Below are 23,159 nucleotides of genomic sequence, written 5' to 3' on the forward strand. Positions count from 1 at the left end.
AAGCCGCGCTGGACAGCGAGGTTGTCCAACCGCGTTGACGCTACGTAAGCTTCGCTGCCTGATTGAGAAAATGGTTTGGCTAACGGATTGCTAACCATTTTTCCGTAATTCCCCGTGGCATGAACCACGATGCACGACATAACCTCGCCTTAACCACGATTTGCGGCGCTGCTGCGCTCAGTGGCCTGCTGTTTGCTGCGCCTGCCATTGCAGGCGGCGTGACCGCGGGAACGCTGATCGAGAACACCGCGGTCGCCAGCTATGACGACGGCGCGGGTCCGCGCACGATCAATTCGAACACCGTCACCGTGCGGGTCGACGAATTGCTCGATGTGACGCTGACTTCGCTCGATCCCGGTCCGGTTACGGCGCGTCCGGGCGATGCTGTGCTGACGTTTGAGCTGACCAATCAGGGCAACGGACCCGAAGCCTTCCGCCTGACTGCCAACGCGGCGGTTGCCGGCAATGATTTCGACGTTTCTGTTCGCGCCATTGCAATCGATAGCAACAATAATGGTGTCTACGATGCCGGGATCGACGAGATTCTCGCCGTTCCGCAGACCACCGCCGTCCTGGCCGCCGATGCGACCCTGACGCTGTTCGTGCTGGTGACCGTGCCTGACGGGGTCAATGACAGCGAAACCAGCAATGTCGAACTCACCGCAGAGGCGGTCACCGGCAGCGGTGCACCCGGCACGGTGTTCGGCGGGGCAGGGGTTGATGGCGGCGATGCGATTGTCGGCACCACCAATGCCATCGCCACCGCACGCGGCGGCCTGCTGGCCGGCCTTGCGACGGTGCAACTCGTCAAATCGGTCGTGCTGCGCGATCCCTTCGGCGGAACCAGCGCTGTTCCCGGCACGGTAGCCACCTTCACCATCGTCGCCCGCGTCACCGGCAGCGGCACGATCCGCGACCTTCTCGTTACCGACGCCATTCCCGAAGGCACCACCTACGCGCCCGGCACGCTCGCGCTCGACAGCACCGCCCTGAGCGATGCGGCCGATGGCGATGCCGGGACGGCGTCCGATGCCGCCGGAATTGCCGTCACGCTCGGCGATATCACCGCCGAAGCCACCCGAACCGTTACCTTCGATGTTGTAATTGACTGATAAAAGTCTCGCACAAGTTATTGAAAAGGGTCCAAAGTCATGAAGTCGATCAACAAGGCCATGTTCGCAATCGCCGCAGCTCTCGCGCTGCCGGCGATGCCGCTTGCTGCACAGGGTAGCGCCAGCCCGATTGCCCTTACCGGCGATGTAATGGCCGAAAAGATCGTCACCGCGCCCGACGGCAGCGAAACCACCCAGCTGGTTGCGCCTTCCACCATCGTTCCCGGCGACCGGCTGATCTTCGGCACGGACTACGCCAATAACGGGGCAGAGGCGGTCAGCAACTTCACCGTCACCAACCCGCTTCCGGCTGCGGTGCGCCTTGCGCCCGATGCCGATCCGGCGCTCGACGTGTCGGTTGACGGCGGCAAGACCTGGGGCGCCATCGCCGCGCTCTCGATCACCAATTCCGACGGGACCAAGCGTCCCGCCACCCATGCGGACGTGACCCATGTCCGCTGGGTGCTGGCGAGCATCGCGCCCGGCGCCAAGGGCAGGCTCACCTATCCAGCCATCATCCGCTGATCAGCGGGAGATAACCGCCACGTCCTGCGGGCGGATCACTTGACGCGGGGCACACGCAGAGGACCACTCTCATGAAGACCACCACCCAGTTGCTGGGTGCGGTGAGCGCGTTCGCGCTCGTCGCAATGTCCAGCGCGCCTGCATGGGCCGAAGGGACCAGCGCAGGTTCTACCATCACCAACAATGTCACCGTCAGCTTCGATGTTGGCGGGATCACCCAGAACGCCGTTGCGGCAAGCGACAGCTTCATCGTCGACCGCCGGGTGAACGTGAACGTCAACTATGTCGGCACGGCCGCGACCAGCGTTTCGCCGGGCGAGGACAATGCGGCGATCGCGTTCGACGTGACCAACCTCTCGAACGACACCATCGATCTCGAACTCGCGGCAGCCCTGCGTAACGGCACGGCCGCCAACATCGACAACTTCCGCGTCTATCTCGACGCCGATGGCGACCGCGTGCTGAGCGCAGCCGAACTCGCCGCCGGTCCGATCACATTCCTCGACGAGGTGGGTGAAGACGACACGGTTGCGGTGATCGTGGTTGCCGATATCGGCCTCAACGCTGTCAACGGCGATGAATTCGACGTGACCCTGACCGCCGATGCCCATGCGGGCGGCGGTGCCGGTGCGCTGGGTGCCGAACTGGTCGGTACGGCTGGTGCCAACACCAACGGCGTCGACACCGTGCTGTTCGACGGCGCGGGCGATACCGATGCGGCCAACCAGGGCGATTTCTCCGACACCGGCGAATACGTCGTGGCCGGTGCGGTCGTGACTGTCGCCAAGACCAGCCGCGTTGTCAGCGATCCGGTGAACGGTTCGACCAACCCCAAGGCCATTCCCGGCGCGACCGTGGAATACTGCATCACCGTGTCCAACGCGGCGGGCGCTGCAACGGCAACCGACGTCAACGTGACCGACGATCTGCCGTTTGATGTCACCTATGACGCTGCCTTCGGCATCTTCGTCGATGGCAACGCATCGTGCACCAGCGGTGTCCCCGGCGGGAACTTCAGCGCCGGAACCGGCCCCACGGGCGAGGACCAGGTGCTGGGCGACCTCAGCGACATCCCGGGCGGCCAGGTCCGCTCGCTCTACTTCCAGGTCGAAATCAACTAACCGGCCGGGACAAGACTTTGCGTGTAGCCCCCTCTTTGCAGCGCGCGGCAGCGGCACTCTCGGCAGTGCTGCTGCCGTTCGTCGTGCCGCAGGAGGGGGCCAGCGCACAGTCCGATAATGGCGTATCGGTGCGCAGGATCACCAATATCGCCGAAGCCTCGTGGGAAGCTGACGGGAGGCGTCGCCGGATTGACAGCAATCCGGTGAGCTTCGACGTCAGCTCCACCCCTGCAACGCCGCCTACCCTCCGGGTCTACCGCCGTTCCCCCGGCACCGGATCGGATCTCGTCTACCGCGAACCGGCGTGCATCGTCGGCCCGAACCCGGTGCAGCAGGGCGCTGCGGGGCAGGCGCAGGCCGGAGCGGGCAATAATGCCGCAGCGGTTGCTTCCGCGCGCGTCCAGCCGACCAGCCAGCTGCGCGGCGGCGAGCCGCTGTTCTTCGAAGTCTCTGCCGCGTCCGCCAACCGCGATCCCAACGCGATCGACAGCCTGACGGTGGTGATCACCTCGGCCGATGGCGACCGCGAAACCATGACGGTTTTCGAAACCGCACCTGATAGCGGTGTGTTCGCAGGCGTTATCAATACTCTGAGAATACCTCCTCAGATTGTTTCTGAAGATTGCCGGCTTAGCGTCGGCGAAGATTCGCAGATCACAGTCTCGGTCATGAACCCCGAAACCGGGGGCGTTCTGGTTGATGTCGACGTCGATGTGCTGGTCGACCCGTTCGGCGTGGTGTTCGACAGCGAAACCGGCGCGCCGGTCGATGGAGCGCGGGTCGCGCTCGTCGATGCAGTCACCGGCGCACCTACGACTGTTTTTGCAGAAGATGGCGTAACATCATGGCCTTCAACAGTTATCTCTGGTTCGCCGATCACTGACGGGAGCGGTCGCATCGTTCCGATGGGGCCGGGCGAGTTCTGGTTTCCGCTGACGACGCAGGGCCGTTACCGGCTGGTGGTGACCCCGCCTGCGCCCTATACCGCGCCCTCTGTCGTCCCGCGCGAGGTGCTGGCGCGCCTGACCCGTCCTGACGGGCGCCCCTTTGTGATCCGCGAGGGATCGTTCGGCGATGCCTTCCTGCTCGACAATCCGATCCCCTTCGAAGTCGATATTCCGCTCGACCGGCCCAGTCTCGATCTGACGCTCGGCAAGACCGCCTCGCGGGTGAATGCCGCGCCGGGAGATGTGGTTTTCTACACCCTGACGGTGCGCAACGCCGACCCTGAGCGGGTCAAGCGGGCGGTGAGCGTGACCGACACGCCATCTGCCTGGCTGCGCCTGCGCCGCGACACGATCCGCATCAACGGCATTGCCGCGCCCGATGCCGTCACCGTCTCGCCCGATGGCCGCGTGCTGACGGTGGCGCTGGGCGATATTGATGGCGGGGCTGCGGTGCGGGTGACCTATGCCATGACCGTGCGCCCGGATGCCCCTGCGGGCCGGGTGCTGAACGATGCCGCTGTCCGCGACGGGCTTGGCCGTGTGGCACGCGCGAGCGCTGCGGTGGATCTGGTGCGCGAGGGCATTGCCGACCGCATGACCATTATTGGCCGCATCACAGCGGGCCCCTGCACGATCGACGAGGCGCAGCGCGCCGGGGTCGCCGGGGTTCGCGTGATGCTCGAAGACGGCAGCTTTGCCGTGACCGATGCCGACGGTCGTTACCATTTCGAGGGCGTCGTGCCCGGAACCCACGTGGTGCAGGTGTCGCGCATGACCCTGCCCCGGGGCGCGCAGATGGTCGATTGCCAGCGCTCTACCCGCAACGCCGGCAGCGCCTCGCAGCGCTTTGCGATCGGCCAGGGCGGAAGTCTGGTTGTTGCAGATTTTCATGTAGTTCTGGATGAAACTTCAGAAATGACTGAAGTTAAGACTGCGGTCGCCACCCAGGCGCCCGCGGCGCCCAAGGCCGAGGCTGCGACCGATTTCCTCGCGCAGGGCGATGGCGAGGACGGTTTCCTTGCTCCCGCGGTCGATGCCAACCCGCGCGCCCCCGCGATCCGCGTGGCGATCCGCCACCGCCGCGGGCAGAGCGTGCAGCTGTTTGTCGATGGCAAGCCGGTCGACCCGCTCGCCTTCGACGGCGTGCAGAACCCGCAGAAGGGCCGCTTTGCGATCAGCAACTGGCGCGGCGTGCCGCTCGTCAACGAACGCACCGTGCTCGAAGCGCGGATCGTCAACAGCTTTGGCGAGGTGACCAAGACTTTCACCCGCGAGGTGTTCTTCACCCGCGCGCCTGCCAAGGTCGAATTCCTGCCCGGCCAGTCGAAGCTGATCGCCGATGGCCGCACCCGCCCGGTGATCGCCGTGCGCCTGCTCGATCGCAACGGCCGCCCGCTGCGCGAGGGGATTTCGGGCAACTTCACGCTCAACGCGCCTTACGAAAGCGCCGAGCAGATCGATCGCCAGCAATTGAACCAGCTGACCGGCACCGCTCCGGTCGCGGCCCGCTGGGTGGTGGAAGGGACCGAAGGCATCGCCCGTATCGAACTCGCCCCCACCATGGTCAGCGGCTCGCTGCGGCTGGCCTTCGCCTTCGACGATGGCAACATCGTGCGCCGCCAGGAGCTGGAAGCGTGGATCGAGCCGGGCGATATGGAATGGACCATCATCGGCCTTGCCGAAGGCACCGTGGGCGCCCGTTCGGTGGCCGACAACATGGAGCGTGCCGGCCAGTTCGACAGCGATCTGGGCGATGATGCCCGCGTCGCTCTCTATGCCAAGGGCCGGGTGCTGGGCAAATACCTGCTGACGCTGGCCTATGACAGCGCCAAGCAGCGCGATGACCAGCGCCTGCTCGGTGCAATCGACCCGCAGGCCTATTACACCGTGTTCGGCGATGCCTCGGCCCGCCGCTTCGACGCGGCCAGCCGTGAAAAGCTCTACGTCCGGATCGAGACCGCAACCTTCTACGCGCTCTATGGCGACTTCCAGACCGCCTTCAACCAGACGCGCCTTGCCAATTACAACCGCACCGCGACCGGTGTGAAGGCCGAGGCGCGGCTGGGCGCGGTCAAGGCGCAGGGCTTTGCCGCCGAGATCGCCAGCCGGTTCCAGCGGCAGGAAATCCAGGGTCAGGGCATTTCCGGTCCCTACAGCCTCGCCAGCCGCCGCATTCTTGCCAATTCCGAACGTGTGACGTTGGAAGTGCGTGACAGGTTCCGTCCTGAACTAATTGTTTCTGTTCGTGAACTGACCCGCTTTACCGATTATGACATCGACCTGCTGGCAGGCACGATCAGCTTCGCCGCGCCGGTGCTGAGCCGTGACGAGAACCTCAACCCGCAATTCATCGTGATCGAGTTCGAAACCGACGGCAACGGCAAGGCCGAACTGAACGCCGGTGTGCGGGCTGACTGGACCAGCGGTGACGGCGCAATCCGGATCGGCGCGAGCGCGATTACCGATGCGGGCCTGACCGATGCGGCAGGCAATGCGCAGCGCACCGATCTGGGGGCGGTCGATCTCCTCGCCAAGCTGGGCGACAATACCGAAATCCGGGCCGAACTGGGTGTCAGCAGCCGTCAGGGTGAACAGGCAACCGGCTGGCTGGTCGAAGCCCAGCATCAGACCGCGAAGGTCGATCTGCTCGCCTATGCCCGCCAGATCGGCGCAGAATACGGCATCGGCCAGCAGAACCTTGCCGAGCGCGGTCGCCGCAAGCTGGGTGTCGATGGCCGGGTGCTGCTGAGCCAGGCGCTGAGCCTTGTGGGATCGGTGTGGCAGGACGAAAGCCTGATCGACGCCGCCCGTCGCCGCGCCGCGCAGGGCCAGCTGGTCCTGACCCGCCAGCGCACCGATCTGCGCATCGGCATTACCCATTTCGATGATCGTCTGGCCGATGGCAGCGCCGCCGCTTCGACCGTGCTCGAAGCGGGCGCGACCCAGCGGTTGTTCGACAACAAGCTCGAATTGTCGGCCGGCACCGCCGTGTCGCTCGGCAAGGCGGAAAGCGTCGATCTGCCGGCCCGCCACCGCCTTGGCGTGCGTTACGCAGTGACCCAGGACGTGCGGCTGGTCGGCACCTACGAACTGGCCGATGGCGAGAACATCAATGCGCGCCAGCTGCGCGGCGGGATCGAGGTTGCGCCGTGGCGCGGCGGACAGGTGGTGACCACGCTGGGGCAGGAAAGCATCGGCGAACAGGGCACCCGCAGCTTTGCCGCCTTCGGCCTGTCGCAGAGCCTGCCGGTCACCAAGTCGCTGACCATCGATGCCACCATCGACGGCAACCGCACGCTCGGCGGCGCGGCGGCCCCTGCCGGTCCCAACGCCGGCGGTGTGATCAATCCTGCGCAGCCTGTTGCCAGCGGCGGCCAACTGAGCGGCGGCCTGCTGTTCGAGGACTTCACCGCCGCCACCTTCGGCGCGGCCTGGCGCAAGGATCGCTGGAGCATCACCGCCCGCGGCGAAGTGCGCGATGGCGAGACCGCCGACCGCAAGGGCTTCACCTTCGGCGCGATCCGCCAGCTGGGCGAGGGCAGCCTCGTCGGTTCGGGCGGGACCTGGACCCGAGCCGAGGCCGCCAACGGCGCTTCGACCGAGATCATGGACGCCAGCATTGCCTTTGCCCACCGCCCCGATGCCTCGCCCCTGGCGATGCTGGGTCGGCTGGAGTTCCGCAGCGATCGCATCACTGGCGGCGTTGCGGGCGAGGCGGGCGGCGCAGGCGGGGCCGGGCGCACCGCGCTGGTGGTGGATGGCGATGCCACCGCACGCCGTCTGGTGGCGAGCCTTTCGACCAACTATAGCCCGCGCGGGGATGATGACGGGGCCGAGGTCCGTCGCCACGAGATGTCGCTGTTCCTCGGCGCGCGCCACAATTTCGACCAGTTCGAAGGCACCGAATTCTCCGGCACCAGCGTGCTGGTGGGGGCCGATGGCCGGATCGGGATCGGCGAGCGGTTCGAGCTGGGCGCCAGCGCCACGGTGCGTAGCAACCTGACCGACAATGTCACCAGTTTCGCCTATGGCCCGACCATCGGCGTGGTGCCGGCCAAGGGCATGCTGGTGACCATCGGCTACAACATCGAAGGCTTCCGCGACGGCGATTTCGGCGCGGCGCGCAACACCAACAAAGGCGTGTTCGCCGCAGTGCGCATGGCCTTCGACGCGGACAGCTTCAGCTTCCTCGGGCTGGGGAGGTAAGCCATGCGCCTTGCCAGCCTCAACAAGGTAAAGCCTTTGTTTACCATGTTTTCCTATCCGGAAGGCATGAACGGGTCAGGACAAATACCGGGGTGGCGCAAAACACTCCGCACAGGGCTGGGCGTGCTGGGCGCGGTGCTGGCAGGCAGCATGGCGACGCCGGCCGTCGCGCAGGCGGTGACGACCGTCAGCAATACCACCACCGGAACGGTCAACGGCACCACCACCTGCGCCGCGCCGCTGGTGCGCAATTTCACGGTGACCGCGAACATCGTGCTCGCCGACGTGAATATCGGTATCCTTACCACCCACACCTGGCGCGGTGACTTGCAGTTCACCCTGCAATCGCCGAACGGCACGCGGGTGCAATTGACCAACGGCGATACACAGAACGTCAGCGGCGACAATTTCAACGTGCTGCTCGATGATTCGGCCACGCAGGTCGTCAACACCGACAGCCCCACCGGCAATCACACCACGACCGCGCCGCCCTACCAGAACACCTTTCGCCCGCGAAACCTGCTTTCTGCTTTCAACGGCCAGAATGCGGCCGGGACCTGGCGGCTGGAAATCTGCGACCTTTTCCCCACCGCCGATAACGGCAGCTTCCGCCGCGCGGACCTTTATCTGACCGCGCTGCCGCCGAATTCTGCCGATCTGTCGCTGACCAAGCAACTGATCGGCTCGCCCCCGCTGTCGGGCGGCGTTGCGAACTGGCGGCTGACGGTCACCAATGCATCGAACTCGGCTGTTTCGGCGAACAGCATCACGGTCCGGGATACCCTGCCGGCGGGGTTCGCGTTCACATCCGCCAGCGGCACCGGAACATTCAATCCGGCCACAGGGATCTGGACAGTGGGCACGCTGGCACCAGGGCAGAGCGCGGCGATCACGATAACCGGCACGATTTCGGCCGCAGCCGGATCGACCGTCACCAATACAGCCGAAATCATCACCAGCAGTGCGCCGGACCCCGATTCCACAGTCAACAACGGCGCGAACGGCGAGGATGATTACGCGGTCTCCAGCTTCATCGTGCAAAGCGGACGCGCGCCCGGCATTGCGCCGGTGCTGTCTTGCCCGGCTGGCATTTCGGTGTTCGACTGGGACCGGATTTCCGGCTGGACTGCCGGATCGACGGACAACACCTATGCCTTCGCCAGCTTCGGGAATGCGCGGTTCCGGCTTACCAATGATGGTGCCTACATCAACAATGCCCAGTTTGGCGGGCAGTCACCCACCGTGTTCAATGCGCTGACCGGGGGGCTCAATTCCCCCGAGCGCAGCCTGACCATGCTGGTCGACCAGCCGAGCCAGGCAGGCCAGGTCGAGCTGGAGATAACCCTGCCGCGCAGCTTTACCGGTGTTCAGTTCAGCATTTTCGACGTCGATTTCTTTGCCGGCCAGTTTGCCGACCGGGTCACGGTGTTCGGCACCAGCGCCGGTGCAACCGTGATGCCCGTATTGACCAACGGCAACGTCAACACAGTCAGCGGCAATCAGGTCATCGGGGACGGGCTTTCCGCCGATGCCGAGCCTTTCGGCAATGTCGTGGTGACATTCAGCCAGCCGGTCGACCGGATCGTCATCCGCTATGGCAACCACACGACCGCGCCGGTCGATCCGGGCCAGCAGGCGATCGCGCTGCACGATCTGATCGTGTGCAACCCCTTTGCCGATCTGTCGGTGACCAAGGTCAGCTCGCTGATTTCCGATCCGGTCAATCTGACCACAAACCCCAAGGCGATCCCCGGCGCGCTGGTCGAATATCTGATCTCGGTCGCCAATAATGGCACCGCTGCGACCGACAACAACTCGGTGGTGGTGATCGACACCGGGCCAGCCGATGCCAAGCTGTGCCAGATCAGCCGTGCCGGCGGGCCGGTGGTGTTCACCGATCCGGGCGGATCGGGGCTGACCTACAGCTTTGCCTCGCTGGGTTCGGCGACCGACAGTCTGGAATTCTCCAACAACGACGGGGCGTCCTGGGCCTATGTCCCGGCGGCAGATGCGCAAGGGTGCGATGCAGCCGTCACCGGTTTCCGCGTCAGGCCGGGAGGCGGGCTGGCAGCCGGTCGCAGCTTCACCCTGCGGGTGCGATACATCATCGAGTAGCAGCGGATTACGGGGTTTCCCCTAGCGTTTCCCGGACCGATTCCAACACCTGCAACTCTATGCAGGAGCGGACCAATTGTTCGGCAAACGGAAGTATCCTCAGCAATGCTCAAGCGCATCGACGTTGCAGACCTCGAAATCGGCATGTTCGTGCACAAGATGGAGGGGAGCTGGTTTTCCCACCCGTTCTGGAAGGCGAAGTTCCTGATCGAGGACAGCGACCGCCTCAGAACGCTCAGATCGAGCAATCTCGATGGTGTTGTGATCGACACGTCCAAGGGCAGGGATGTGGGCGAGGCTGGCCCCCGCGATGCGCGGCCGCAGGCGCAGACCGTGCCAACCCGGCCCGAGGCCCGCCTGCGCAAGGTCGCAGCAAGGGTCGCCGGCAATGTCGATCCTGCGCCCACCCATGTCGAGGTTCATCAGGCACTCGGCATCGCGAACCGTGCACAAAAGACGATCCACAACACCTTCATCGCTGCCCGGCTTGGCAAGGCGATCAATGTCAAAGCGGTGCAGCCGGTCGTCACCGACATCATGGAATCGGTGCGGCGCAATCCGCAGGCCTTTGGCGGGCTGATGCGCTGCAAGCTCAGGAACGAGGCTGCCTACCAGCACGCGCTTTCTGTCAGCGCGCTGATGGTGGCGCTGGCACGGCAGATGAAGCTGTCATCAACCGAGGTGCACGAGGCGGGCCTTGCGGGTTTGCTGCTCGATATCGGCACCAATTACCTGCCGCAAAGTCCTGATCTGCCCGATAATGATTTTCGCAACGCCGACCCCAGGGTCTGGCAGCAGCACGTGATGCTCGGCTACCGCGCCCTGCAGAATGACGGGGCGCTGCCCGAAGCGGTGCTGGCGGCCTGTCTTGAACATCACGAGCGGGTGGACGGTGCGGGCTTCCCGCAAGGGCTGAAGCGCGGTGAGATCAGCACCATCGGTTGCATGGCTGCGGTGTGCGACACCTTCGATTTCCTGCTCACCCGCTCCCATTCCACCGAGGCGCTCGACCCGGCAGTGGCGGTGCAGCGCCTCAAGGCGATGGAAGGGGCATTCGACGAGGAAATCCTGCGTGCCTTCATCGAATCTGTCGGGCTGTACCCGGTCGGTGCCTTTGTCGAATTGCAGAGCGGCAAGATCGCCATGGTGGTCGATGAATACCGCGCCGATGCCTCGCGTCCGGTGGTGCAGGCGTTCTTCTCGTGCGAGACGGGCGAGCGGATCGTTCCCCACAGGATCGAACTGGCGCGGGCCGATGCCCATGATGCGATTACAGGGATCGCCGACCTGACGGGCCTTGAACTGCCCGACGAGGCGCAGCTGCGCGAGTTGATCTTCCTTACGGCCTACAAGCTGGCAAGCTGATCGCCGCAGCGGCGCGTGACAGGTGGATTGCGCCTGTCACCCTTTTCCGGATTGCGCTTTTGCGCTCAGTTGATCCGCGCCCGCAACCGCACCTCGAACTGTCCGGCAGGGCTCCCCCCCGGCATGGTGCCTTTGGGGTTCAGGCACACGTGGCGGACCTGCGGATCATAGCCTGCCGCAGGGGTATAGGTGCACTGCGCAAAGCCGGTTGGCGGCGCGAGGTTGTTCGAAAAGCGCAGGTCGGTCGAGGGCGTGAAGGTCAGTCCAGGACTGCCGCTGGTAAAGCCGATCACGCCGCCAAAGGCCGGCGTCGCCGCATTGTGGAACACATTGGCCTGATCAATCGAAAGCACCGCGAAAATCGAATCCGCATCGGTGCTGCCGTTGCCGGTATTGGTCACAGTTGCGGTCAGCACGATGTCATTGCCGGGCGTGGCAAAGGGATTGGCGGCGGGCGGATCGAACACTTGTGAGGCGATCTGCACAGCCAGCTGCGCGATCCCACCAGCGGTGGCCACTGCGGAAAACTCCGAAGTGATGTCCCACGCGCCGCCTGCGGTTTTGCGGGTCGTGGTGGCGGTGACACGTTCGTTGACGCTCACGGGTTCAATCGTGGTCAGGTTGCCCGAATAGCTGTGGCTCCCGCCCGGATGGACAATGTCGATCGAGCCGATGAAGCGTTCGCCTTCTCCGAAGCCGGAGGAATGGCCCGCGGCGTTGGCGAAGAAGTCGATCCGGTAACCGTTTGCTGCCGCCGGGGCATCGAGGGTGAAGTTGTATTGCAGGATGTTGGAGCCATTGGTGTTCGCGCCGGCAATGACGGGAAAGTTCAATAGGTCGTTGGGGCCCGCGTCACCGTCGCCGGGATCATTGGCGGTGACGCCGTTCTCGCCCAGATCGATCCCGATCAGGGTGTTGCCGAAGATCCGGTTGCCGACCATCGCGGCGCGGGTGTTGCCTGCCAGATAAATGCCATTGCGGCTGTTGTTGCGGATGGTGTTGCCTATCACCTGGATATTGCTGCCGCTCGATTCCAGCCGGATGCCCGAGCGGCTGGAAAAGGCGATGGTGTTGCCCTGTCCCGCTGCACTCCCGCCGATCAGGATGTTCGAATGGGATGATCCGCCGCCGAAATAGACCAGATCCTCGCCATTGCCGGACACGATCTGCGAGCTGCCGTTCGCCCCCACTCCGATGTTGTTGCCCTGGATTGTCACGCCATTGGTGGTGCTGGTCCAGAATTCCACCAGCGCGGCGCTGTATCCGCCGATGACATTGTTCAGGATCGCAATATTGCTGGCGTTGCCGCCGCCGTCGAAACTGATGGCGTCCCTTGTCGCAGTCCCCTCGTTCTGGCCATTGGCCACCGCGACATTGCCGGTCAGGTCGGTGCCGATGTAATTGCCGTTGATGGTGATGCCGGAATTCGTGCCCACGCCAAAAATGCCGCGCCGCCCGTTCCCTGCGATGACATTGCGGCCACTGGCGGTGCCATTGCCGATTGTGACATTGCTGGTGTTGACCAGAACGATGCCATGGTCGGCATTGGCAAAGGTGCCGCCGATGGTGGCGATTGGCCGGATCAGGTTGCCGGTGATGGTGATATTGCTGGAATTGTTGAGGATCTGGATCCCGTCATTGCCATTGCCGCCGATGCTGTTGCCCTGCGTCGCGGCATCCCCGCCGATGGTCACGTTGCTGACATTGTCGAGCCAGATGCCGCGAGCAAGCGCGAGTGCGATGGTGTTGCCCCTGATCGTCACGCCCGAGACCGAGCGCATGTCGATCCCGTCCTGATTGGCGGTGATGATGTTGCCCTCGGTCGCTGCGGTGCCGCCGATCAGCACGCCGGTGATGCTGCTCGCATCGAAGAATATCCCGTCGCCGCTGTTGCGCAGCAGCGCGGTCTGCGTGCGGTTGGTGCCGATGATGTTCGACTGGATGCGGATCTGGCCGTCCGACGGACTCACGCGGTCGTCGGTTTCCAGCGCGATCCCGGCAGGACCGTTGTTGCCCGAGATGAGGTTGCGGGTGATGTCGCGCCAGGTCGCGGTGCCGTTGAAGTTGTTGATTCCCCGGTCGTTGGCGATGATGCTCATGCCTGTCGGGTCAGTCCCGATGAAGTTGCCCCGGATTGCGGTGTCGCTGCTTCCGCTGGTGGTGAACACGGCAGTCGCATTGCCGGAAACCACATTGCCTTCACCGGGATTGAGGCCGCCGATCACTGTCCCTGCGCCATCGACACGCACACCCAAGCTGGTGCCCGAACCGCGTGTGCCATTGGGCAGAAGACCGATGTAGTTGCACCTGATCGCGACATTGCTGGCAAGGGGGTGCGTGTAGACTTTCGTGCTGAAGCCCGTGATCGCAAGGCCCCTGACAGTGAGATTGGCCGCTTCGAGGTGGAGCCCCGTCCCGATGGTCCCGGCAGTGAGGTGGATCCGCAGATTGTGCGGGGTGCCTGCCCACAAGTTACCGCAAGAAGAACCGGGCTGAGTGGTGCCGTCCAGCGTATCGCCCGAGCCGAGGAAGGGCGGCAGGGGGCTGGCCAGCGTAATGGTATGCGGCCCGGCCCCGGGGATGGCGAAGCTGATCGTATCGGCCTCGCCCGGAATGGCATTGGCATCGAGCACCGCCTGCCGCAGCGTTCTCGTGCCGCTGTCGGCGGTGCTGGAGACGACAAAGATCGCGCCCGTTCCGCTGCTGCTGGTCTGCGGGGTCAGAAACAGATCGGCGCGCAGGAACGTCCCGTCGTCAAGCAGGCTGAAGGTATCGCAGATTTCGAGCCGCCATGTGCCGGCACTGGTCTGACTGTTGAACACCGAGAGCGGTGCTTCGGGGATGAAGTTGTTCTGATACGGGGGCACGGCTGCGGTCGAATGGTTGCCGTCGGGATTGTCGGTGTTGACGAGCTGGGTTCCGCCATCGTTGAGCCTGACGTTGAAATTGTCGCCTGATGCTATGCCGTTGCCTGTCACAAGGGTCTGCCGCGTCCCGGCCGGTGACTGCAATGTGATGCTGATGTCGCCGCGCCATGGATGGCTTGCCAGCACCCCCAGATCGACGTCCCCGACCACGAAATTGCTCGTCACGGTGAAGTTCCGCACCAGCGGCAAAAGGCAGGTCGTCAGCGAATTGATGCCGCCGCTGGTGGTATTGCTGAAGCTGCGGGTCGATTGCCCTGCTGCCGGGGGTGCGGCCAGCGTTCCGCACATCATTGCAAGCACGCAGAAGCGGACAAGCCAGCGGGAAATGACGCGGGCAATCAGGCTCACAAGGCGTTCCCCCTGTGCCCGCCATGAAGGTGCCGTGATGAAAGCGCTGCGCCGCATACCGGTTGCAGGTATTGCCAGACGGGGTCCCAGATCATGGCTAACCGGCTACTGCGGGTTATCACGGAGGGCGGTGCCGCTGTTCGGGGCGAGCCCCAGCGTGCCCGCATCGAACTTGAACCGGATGCTAGCGAACAGGCCTTCGTCCAGCGGGCGGTCGGTGCTGAAATCGGGGTCGCGAAAACCGGCGACGTTATAGCCAAGGCTCAGCAGCGCGCCGTCTGCCACAACAAGGCTCGCCTGCGGGCCGATAGCGTAGCTGTAGCTGCCATCGGTTACGTTGGCGCGGATGCTGGTGCTGCCGCCGATGTCGAGCCATTCATTGAGGCCAAGCCGCAGATCGAGCCCGGCGAGCGCCGTGAATCCTGCCAGATCGAGCGTGCCCAGCCGATCGAGGCTGTAACGCGTGCCGAGAAACAGGCCGATCTCTGACAACTGCCTGCTGCCGCCTGTCACGCGCGGCGACCAGTTGGCAGACAGGCTGCCCACCAGCCGCCGTGCCATCGCATCGCCGGTCAGATCAAGCGCGGTGCGCCCCGCCGGGCCAAGCATCCCCGCTGCGGCACCGGTCACGCGGTCGCTGCGATATTCGATCCGGCCCAGAAGCGAGAGATCCGAGCCTTGCGGGCGGTGGGCGAGGGTGATGGCAACATCGGTGATCGCCGTTTTCGCGCCGCCGGGGGCCTCGGCCTCGGTCCACACCAGATTGCCGCCGAAGGCGCTGCCTTCGCCCAGCTGGCGGATCATGCCTAGGGTCAGCCCGCGGCGGTCGGCGAATTGGCCGTCGCGATACTCGCCGCGGCCATTGGCGGTCCAGCGGCCCGCACGCCATGTTCCGCCGAGAGTGACAGCGGTAAAATCCTCGAACAGCGTGCGATCGATTGCCAGTGGACCGCCGCTCGCAGGGGGCTGGGCGGGATTGATCACGCCGCCGGGCGAAGGCGCATTGCCCAGCGTACGGTTCCCGTCGAGCGTGGCATCGAGCGTCAGCGTGGGGGAGACGGCAATGGTCTGGGCGAGGCCGAAACCGGCAAAGCGCCCGGCAGAACCCGCATCGCCCTCGTTCCGGCCGAGCGTGGTGACCATCCGCCCGCCTTGCCAGGGCGTCACCTCGATCCCGGCGCGCAGGGTTCGTGCCCTGATGGCGGTGCTATCGGCAATCTCGTAGGTGCCGGTCAGCCGCACATCGGGCGTGACGGCATAGCGCAGGCCAAGCCGGTGGCGCGGCGGCAGGTCGAGCGATTGCGCCTGATCCAGCGCGATGCTGGTCGCCCCGCTGAGTTCCAGCCGGTTGTCGAGCAAGCGCTGCGTCGCTGCGGCCTCCAGTACCGTCGAGCGGGCGCCTTCGCCATTGGCGAGCCGGTCGTCGAAACGGGCAAGGCCGATACGGGCATCGGTCGAGGGGGATCGCCAGGCAAGCTCTGCCCGCCCGCCGCGCCGCTGCACCCCGTCGCCTGCGAGGCTCCGGTCATCAAGGGCGCTGATGGTGGCCGCAAGGCGGTCGTCGATCTGGTAACGGGCATCTGCGCCGATCATCCGGCGGCCAGTCTCGGCAAGGCTCTGCTGGCCGGTGCCGTAACCGGTGTCGATCGCACGGGCATAGGCGGTGAGGCCAAGCCTGCCGGTCTGGTGCTGCACTTCGGCCAGCCATGCCTGCGCCCTCGTTCCGCCGGTGTCGCTTACCGCGATCTCGCCGCGAAACTCGGTCGTCTCTCCCACCTTCAGACGCGCATCGGCGACGCCCAGCGTGGTGCGGTCTGCATCGCCCTGTTCGGTGATCGCGGTCGCGCCCACGCGCAAGGCGCCATCATCGCTGGTCCAGTCGGCCCGAACGCCCGCATTGATCGCGCCATCGCCGCTGCCCGCGGTCTCGTACTCGATCACCACGATTTGCGGATTGAGATCGGGGTCGCGGCTCAGCACCGGTTCGCTGAAGGTGATCGTGCCCGACAATACGTCGATCCGGTAATCGGTGAAGCGGGCAAGGCTGCGGGCGCTGACGATCACTTCGGGCCGGAACCGGTCGCGCACTTCGATGGTGACGCGTTCGGAATTGATCAGGATATCGCGGTTGCCGAGCGGATAGGGGCCGGCAAGGCCATTGCCCTGGAACTCGTCGCGCCGGAACCGGCTGCCGATGGCGGCCCCGAAGGCCTCGGCACGCACCGCGCCCAGCCGTGCCTCTGCCCGGATGCCGGTGGCGGTGCGCTGATAGCGGCCGAGCGTTGTCTCGTCGAACCCGGTCTGGAAATCGCCATAGAGCGCCAGAAAGGTCGCCGTTTCGATCCGGATATAGAGCTTTTCGCGGCTGGCGGCGTCGAAGCGGCGCTGCGAGCCATCGGCAAACACGGTGTAATAGGCCGCAGGATCGATCGCCCCGAGCAGCGGCTGGTCACCCCGCTGCTTCGCGCTGTCATAGGCGAAGGTGAGCAGGTATTTCCCCAGCACCCGCCCCTTGGCATAAAGCGCGATGCGGGCATTTTGCCCCAGATCGCTGTCGAAGGGCGTTCCGGTTTCCATATTGTCGGCCACCGAACGTGCCCCCGCCGTGGCCTCGCCTAGGCCGACGATTGTCCATTCGACCGCGCCCGGCACGACCCATGCCTCGATCTCCTGACGGCGGCGGAGATTGCCGTCGTTGAACAGGAACGCGATCCGCAGCGCGCCGCTGACCATGGTGGGTGCGAGCTCAATCCGCGCAAGGCCATCATCGCCTTCGATCACCCAGCGGGCCGAGGCCTCGCCGACACCGCTCAGCTGGCGGATCTGCTGAAGCTCGATCTGCGCGGCGCTTTCGAACGGGGCGGAAAGCAGGAATTCGCCGGAAATGCCCTCCCGCACCGGCCGTCCGCGCCGGTCGGTGATGCGCACGGTCACCACCGGACGCGTGACGCCGTCTGCCACCAGCAGCGATTGCGCCGCGACCAGCGCGACATTGGCAGGCTGCGAGGTGAAGAACACCTCGCGTTCCAGCCGCGCATTCACGCCGCCGAGCGAGTTGACGATCTCCGCCGCCAGCACGGTGCGTTCATCGGGCAGGGCGATGCCGCGCCACAGGCTGACGGCATAGCGGCCATCGGCGGAGGTAAGGGTGCCATCGAAAGTGACCGGATCGACCGGCTTGCCATCGGCATAGAGCCGGATGGTCTGGCCCGCCCGGTGGCGGAAGGCGACCTTGATCGCCGGCACGCGGGGGTTTGCATCCTCGTCGGGGGTCAGCCATCCGTCGGGCCCGTCGCCGAGCGAAAGCCAGTCAGTTTCGGGCAGAGTGGAGGCCGTGCGCAGTGTCGGCGCGTCCTGTCCGACGTCCGCCTGCATCAGATCGCGGGCAACGTTGATGCGGGGTTGGGTTCGGTCCGCTGCGTCCACGACATGGAAATCGGCCCGCGCCAGCGATCCGCCCTGCGCGATGACAAAGCGCGATCCGGGATCGCCTGCGCTGCGGGTCGATCCGGAGCAATCGACCAGCCGCGTCCCTGCGGGCAGGGTGCCGCGCACGACCTGCACCACATGGGTGCCGGGGGTGACGCCTTCCAGCCGGTAACGCCCATCGGCATCGGTGATGGCGAAGCTCCCATCCTCCATGATGACGCGCACGCCGCCGATGCCCCGGGCGGCCTCGCCCGAAGTGCACGGCCCTGAAAGCACCTGCCCGATGATCGTCATGCGCGCGGCGATCCCTTCGCGCTCGATCTCGACCATGGCATCGGCAAGGCTGTTGCGGCCCAGCGTGTCGATAAGGCGAGCGGTGGTGACCCGTCGTCCCGGCGGCGCATTGGCGGCGATAGCGGCGGCAAAGCCGATCCGGCGCTCGCTGCCCGCCGGGAGCAGGCCGGGCGCGATTTCGAGCCGCCTGCCATCGGCAGAGATGCGCACCGCGTCGCCAGCCGGGCGGCCGTCAATCGTAATGGTTCTGCCGCGCAGCCTGATGCCTGCGGGCAGATCCACCGTGACGGTGCCATCTTCCGGACCGGCCTCACCGCTATTCCTGACAACCAGCGAATAAAGCAGTGTCTCCCCCGGCTGCGCGCGCTGACGCGAGAGGCCGAGTGTCAGGCCCAGCGGGGAGGGCCCCGTTGCCGGTTCGATGATCGTCACGTTCGCGCTGACGGGCAATCCGCCCGCATTCCCTTCATCGAGCGCGATGGTGATCTGCCCGCCCTGATTTACGGCAAGGCGGCAATCGTCCGCGCCCGCGGTCTCGCCGGGCAGCGATGTGCCGATGCTGCCGACAAATCGTCCGGTGTCAGGCCCGGTCTCGAACACCACCAGCCGCACCTGACCGCCCTGCGAACTGCTTGCGAGCACCGTGAGGTTGTCGATCACCGCAGGATCGCGGTTGGCGGTCTGGGCGGTGACTTCGAAGATGATCGCCTCGCCGAGCCTGACCTCGGTTGTCGGCGCGATCGTGGCGGTGAGTGCTTGCCCGACAGATGCTTGAGCGCCAGTGGTGCATTGCGACCGGAAATAGGTGACGCTGGCGCCGCTGTCGGGCGCAAGCCGGAAGGTAGCGAGCGTGAAAGAAGCCGTCTGTACGGCAACGCTGACCCGGTTCGATTGCGTCTCTCCGGCGATCCCGCCCATGTTCCACGAAGCAAAGGCGGTGTTGTCGATGGACTGCGCTGCTGCACCATGACCCCATGCCGCGGCGGCAAGCAGGCAGAGCGCGCCCGCCATGCGCCGCGACAGGGACCGGATCACGCTGGCCATTGCACAAATGCGGTCAAGCCCGCCGGGGTCAGTTGATCGTGGCGCGGAAATAGGCGGTGCGTGCCGCGCTGGCGGCGATATCGCTCAGCGGAGCGGTGACGGTGCTGCCGCTGATCGATCCGCCGGGCGTGCCATCGGCGTTGCACTGTCCCGAACCGGCGGGCGTGCCATCGACCCGGATGCCGAAGGTTGCATCGAAGGTCAGATCGCCGGGGAGAATGTCGGTCACCACCACATCGGTTGCTGTGGCGCTCGAAGGGCCGTTGGCGACGGTGACGCAATATTCGATCAGCGCGCCGGGGATGGCTTTGGGGTTAGTGGTTCCGTTGACCGGATCGCTGATGACGCGGCTGGTCTTGGTCACATCGAGCGTGGCGGCAAACACGGTGTAGCTGCCTGCGGCAGAGAACACCCCGTCATTGGCGCTGTCATCCGCTCCGGCACCATCGGCCAGCACGGTTTCGACATTGTCGGTATCGGCCCCGGCGGTCGTGGTCAGGATTGCGCCCTGCGATCCGGCGCTCCCGCCCGAATGGGCGGTGGCGGACAGGATCACGTCGGCAACCTGGGCATTGGTCTGCGCCAGCGGAATATCGGCAACGATGAACACCCGCAGGGTTTCGTCCTCGGCGACTTCGTCGAGCAGCGTGGTGGCGGTGTCATTCACGTCGAACACGCCATTGCCGTCGTCGCGGTAGATCGTGACATTGGCGGCATCGAAATCGTCGCTGCCCGACTGGCTGGCCGCCAGCACGAGGTCGATCGTATCGTTGGACAGGTTGGTAATTTCGAAAGCGATTACCGCGTCTGCCTGGCCGGGCGAAACCTGGGTGGTGGGGTCGGAAACGCGGGTGATGACAAGATTGACCTTGCGGTCGACCGCAAAGCTGTCGGACGCAACCTCGGCGTTCTGCGCGACCCCGCCGACGCGGTAGTCGATGGTGGCGGTGTTGGTGATCGTGGTGCCCACGGTGGTGCCTTCGGCAAAGGCGGGGGCGGTCTGGAGCGCCACCAGCGCAGTGCCTGCGGCAAGAGCGGCGAAGTGTTGGCGGTGTTTCATTGTTGCGGCCTTTTGCTGGCTTGATCCGGAGGCTGGTCAGCGCACGGTGACGGGGAATTCGACCCGGCCGCTGGCGCCCGGTGCGACAACCGGGATGGTCCAGCGCATGTGGGTGATGTCGGCAGGTGTCGCAGGACGGGGATCGCCCTGGCTGTCGGGAACCGTAAGCGCGGCAATCCGCCCCCAGGTCTTGCCGCCATCGACCGACACGGTCTGCGCAGGGTCGATCTCGCCGGTCACCGCGACGCTTGGCGGCACGGGGTTGGAGACGACGAAATCCTCGACCGGCGCGCTGCCGGTGTTGGTGAAACGCGTGCCGAAGATCAGCCGGTCGCCGGGGACAACCACTTGCGGGGCGGCGCGTTCGACCACGGGTTCACCGCTGGCACCTGTGGTGACCGTCTCGCGCTCGACATAGCCTGCCAGTTCCATCGGTGGTGCGGCGCGGGCCGGGGCGGCAAGGGCGGCGATCGCCGCGATCATGGCTGCAAGGGCTAGACGCATCGGGGTCTCCTTATTCCTCGATCGACACGGCAAAGCTGACGGTGCGTGATGCCCCGCCGGGCACGGTGCCGAGGTCGAAGCTGACTGTGGCGGGTGTCGCCTCGCCCGCATCGTCGCCAGCCGCGTCGGTCAGCGGCGCGCCGTCGAGTTGCAGCGTGCCGGCGCGATATTGGGTGCGCGGGGGGATGGCATCGGTGATCCGCAGGGTATCGACATCGGCCGAACCGCTGACCAGCGCGGTGATCGAATAGGTGATGATTGCCCCGGGCACAGCGCTGCTCCCGCCGAAGGGATCGGCGACGCTCGCCGATTTGACGAGGGTGACTGTGCTGGCGCTCGCCACCAGCTGTCCGGTTGCGACTGCGGTGCCGCCGCTTGCGCCGACCACGGCATCGCCGCCGCCTTCGCCCGATCCGGCAAACAGGGTGCCCGGCGCACCGCTGCCTGTGGCTGTGCGGGCGACCAGATTGACGGCACTCTGCGCGCCGTCGGCAAGACCGGCAGGCGCGCTGACGATCACGAACACGGTCTGCGATGCTTCGGCGGGCAGGCTGGTCAGCGTGGCGGGGCCGGGCAGCACCTGATCGACGCCGGCATCATAAACCCCGTTGCCATTGCTATCGATCGCGATGGCATCAGGCACGGCATCAAAGGCATTGCCCGCGACGCTTGTGACGGCCTCCAGTGCGATGCTTTCCGGCCCGTTGCCGGTGTTGGTGACCTGGAAGGCGAGCACTGCCGTTCCGCCGGAGCGTACAGTCAATGGTCCGGAATCGAGTGAGGCAACGGTGACATCCAGCACCTCGTCGACCCGAACCTGCACCGTGTTCGAGGATGCATTGCGGATGACGCCGCCATCGTCATAGGTGGCAGTCGCGGTGTTTTCGATAATGGTTCCCGCGGGCGCGCCGGCCGCCAGCAGGGGCAGCACGGGCAACGCCGCAAGCACCAGCGCAGGCAGCGCGGTGCGTGGGTTAACGGAAAGGGCAACAGCGGTAACCATCACTGCCCGATAGGCGCACCGGGGCTACGAAGCCGGAATGGAGCGCCTATGTATTATTCCGGGGGTTGAGGCTCTGGCGCGCACCATTGCCAAGGCGCAGGGCGGGCGTCAGAGTTGCCGATCCTGCCAAGCCGGGCCAGACGCCCATTAACCCAAACGAGCGATGTTCCGATGCCTGCACCAGCCCGTCCCAAAGTTCTCGCCTTCGACGTATTCGGCACGGTGGTCGACTGGCGGAGCAGCATCGCGCGCGAATCCGCGGTGTTTCTCGACCGGATCGGCAGAAGCGATTGCGATCCGGCCACCTTCGCCGATGGTTGGCGCAGGCAATATATTGCCGCGATGATCGGGATGAAGCGTTCGGGCCGCGAATTTGTCCCGCTCGATATCCTGCACCGCGAGATGCTGGAACAGGCCCTGCGCGAACGGGATATTGATCCGGCGGCGCTCGATCCGGCACTGCTGGACGACTGGAACCGGGCATGGCACCGGCTCGATCCCTGGCCCGACGCGGTCGAGGGGCTGACGCGGCTGAAATCGGCCTTTCCGGTTGTGACCCTTTCGAACGGCAATATCGCCTTGTTGCTGGCAATGGCCCGCCATGGCGGACTGCCGTGGGATGCGATCCTCGGCGCCGAAGTCAGCCGTGCCTACAAGCCCGAGCGCGCAGCCTATCTGCGCACGGCCGAAATTCTCGGCATCGCTCCGGAAGAACTCTGTCTGGTCGCGGCCCATCACGGGGATCTTGCCGCAGCGCGGGCGTGCGGGCTTCTGACGGCCTATGTCGATCGTCCGGACGAATATGGCGGCGCGCCCGCTCCCGATGCGGCGCACGAGCAGGCGTGGGAATGGCGCGCCGACAGCCTGATCGATCTCGCCGCGCAAATGGGATGCGGTGGCTGATGCGGACCGACCAACCGCATTCGTGATCGACAAGCTATCACCGGAAACCGACGAAACGGCGTTGTGCCTGATAGGCCGCGCTGGTAGCACTTCGGAGAAGTCCGTATCGGCTTGTTCGGTATGGTGTTTTCAGGGGCGCAGCTGCGAACAAGGTCTTGCAAAAAGACGCAGCAGCAAAGGGGCGGTAATCGTGGAATTTCAGCTTTGTCAGGATTGCCGCTCGTGACGGTTGCACATGGCAGAAGGCGCGCGGGCC

At 65.4% G+C, this 23,159-nt stretch carries 12 protein-coding genes; 7 read left to right on the forward strand and 5 right to left on the reverse strand.

Going from position 1 to position 23,159, the window contains the following annotated elements:
• The first annotated feature begins 119 nt into the window (after positions 1-119).
• The 6 genes from ACU0AG_RS08545 (at position 120) to ACU0AG_RS08570 (ending at position 11,391) form a co-directional block, all read left to right on the forward strand.
• A complete protein-coding gene (locus ACU0AG_RS08545) occupies positions 120-1,112 on the forward strand; it encodes a hypothetical protein (protein ID WP_482781844.1) in 993 nt (330 codons plus the stop codon).
• A 39-nt stretch (positions 1,113-1,151) separates the two neighbouring features.
• On the forward strand, positions 1,152-1,637 hold the full coding sequence (locus ACU0AG_RS08550; RefSeq protein WP_482781845.1) for a hypothetical protein: 486 nt from the start codon (positions 1,152-1,154) through the stop codon (positions 1,635-1,637).
• Positions 1,638-1,708: 71 nt separating this feature from the next.
• Positions 1,709-2,758: a hypothetical protein gene (locus ACU0AG_RS08555; RefSeq protein ID WP_482781846.1), complete on the forward strand. Its 1,050-nt coding sequence runs from the start codon at positions 1,709-1,711 to the stop codon at positions 2,756-2,758.
• A gap of 65 nt (positions 2,759-2,823) precedes the next feature.
• Entirely contained in the window at positions 2,824-7,911 is a 5,088-nt protein-coding gene (locus ACU0AG_RS08560) for a hypothetical protein (RefSeq protein WP_482781847.1), read from the forward strand.
• A 45-nt stretch (positions 7,912-7,956) separates the two neighbouring features.
• Entirely contained in the window at positions 7,957-10,026 is a 2,070-nt protein-coding gene (locus ACU0AG_RS08565) for a proprotein convertase P-domain-containing protein (protein WP_482781848.1), read from the forward strand.
• A gap of 105 nt (positions 10,027-10,131) precedes the next feature.
• Positions 10,132-11,391, forward strand: coding sequence for a cyclic di-GMP phosphodiesterase (locus tag ACU0AG_RS08570; RefSeq protein WP_482781849.1), 1,260 nt, complete (start codon positions 10,132-10,134; stop codon positions 11,389-11,391).
• A 65-nt stretch (positions 11,392-11,456) separates the two neighbouring features.
• Here the strand turns inward: ACU0AG_RS08570 and ACU0AG_RS08575 are convergent, their stop codons facing one another.
• The 5 genes from ACU0AG_RS08575 to ACU0AG_RS08595 all read right to left on the reverse strand — a co-directional run bounded on the left by ACU0AG_RS08575 (position 11,457) and on the right by ACU0AG_RS08595 (position 22,000).
• Positions 11,457-14,666: a right-handed parallel beta-helix repeat-containing protein gene (locus ACU0AG_RS08575; protein WP_482781850.1), complete on the reverse strand. Its 3,210-nt coding sequence runs from the start codon at positions 14,664-14,666 to the stop codon at positions 11,457-11,459.
• A 105-nt stretch (positions 14,667-14,771) separates the two neighbouring features.
• Positions 14,772-19,433, reverse strand: a complete 4,662-nt coding sequence (locus ACU0AG_RS08580; protein WP_482781851.1) for a hypothetical protein — start codon at positions 19,431-19,433, stop codon at positions 14,772-14,774.
• A 28-nt stretch (positions 19,434-19,461) separates the two neighbouring features.
• Positions 19,462-20,493, reverse strand: a complete 1,032-nt coding sequence (locus ACU0AG_RS08585) for a hypothetical protein (protein ID WP_482781852.1) — start codon at positions 20,491-20,493, stop codon at positions 19,462-19,464.
• A 36-nt stretch (positions 20,494-20,529) separates the two neighbouring features.
• Positions 20,530-20,997 (reverse strand): hypothetical protein, encoded by a 468-nt coding sequence (locus ACU0AG_RS08590; RefSeq protein ID WP_482781853.1) that lies wholly within the window; start codon positions 20,995-20,997, stop codon positions 20,530-20,532.
• A 10-nt stretch (positions 20,998-21,007) separates the two neighbouring features.
• Positions 21,008-22,000 (reverse strand): hypothetical protein, encoded by a 993-nt coding sequence (locus ACU0AG_RS08595; RefSeq protein ID WP_482781854.1) that lies wholly within the window; start codon positions 21,998-22,000, stop codon positions 21,008-21,010.
• A 171-nt stretch (positions 22,001-22,171) separates the two neighbouring features.
• On the opposite strand from ACU0AG_RS08595, the gene ACU0AG_RS08600 reads away from it, so the two are divergent.
• On the forward strand, positions 22,172-22,903 hold the full coding sequence (locus ACU0AG_RS08600) for a haloacid dehalogenase type II (protein WP_482781855.1): 732 nt from the start codon (positions 22,172-22,174) through the stop codon (positions 22,901-22,903).
• Positions 22,904-23,159: the final 256 nt, after the last annotated feature.

The organism is Erythrobacter sp. RANMB8 (assembly GCF_056848235.1).

What these genes read in the sequence shown, in the direction of transcription:
- ACU0AG_RS08580 (WP_482781851.1), bottom strand. Translation starts at nt 19,433, where the DNA reads ATGGCCAGCGTGATCCGGTCCCTGTCGCGGCGCATGGCGGGCGCGCTC.
- ACU0AG_RS08590 (WP_482781853.1), bottom strand. Translation starts at nt 20,997, where the DNA reads ATGCGTCTAGCCCTTGCAGCCATGATCGCGGCGATCGCCGCCCTTGCC.
- ACU0AG_RS08600 (WP_482781855.1), top strand. Translation starts at nt 22,172, where the DNA reads ATGCCTGCACCAGCCCGTCCCAAAGTTCTCGCCTTCGACGTATTCGGC.
- ACU0AG_RS08545 (WP_482781844.1), top strand. Translation starts at nt 120, where the DNA reads ATGAACCACGATGCACGACATAACCTCGCCTTAACCACGATTTGCGGC.
- ACU0AG_RS08565 (WP_482781848.1), top strand. Translation starts at nt 7,957, where the DNA reads ATGTTTTCCTATCCGGAAGGCATGAACGGGTCAGGACAAATACCGGGG.
- ACU0AG_RS08595 (WP_482781854.1), bottom strand. Translation starts at nt 22,000, where the DNA reads ATGGTTACCGCTGTTGCCCTTTCCGTTAACCCACGCACCGCGCTGCCT.
- ACU0AG_RS08585 (WP_482781852.1), bottom strand. Translation starts at nt 20,493, where the DNA reads ATGAAACACCGCCAACACTTCGCCGCTCTTGCCGCAGGCACTGCGCTG.
- ACU0AG_RS08555 (WP_482781846.1), top strand. Translation starts at nt 1,709, where the DNA reads ATGAAGACCACCACCCAGTTGCTGGGTGCGGTGAGCGCGTTCGCGCTC.
- ACU0AG_RS08570 (WP_482781849.1), top strand. Translation starts at nt 10,132, where the DNA reads ATGCTCAAGCGCATCGACGTTGCAGACCTCGAAATCGGCATGTTCGTG.
- ACU0AG_RS08550 (WP_482781845.1), top strand. Translation starts at nt 1,152, where the DNA reads ATGAAGTCGATCAACAAGGCCATGTTCGCAATCGCCGCAGCTCTCGCG.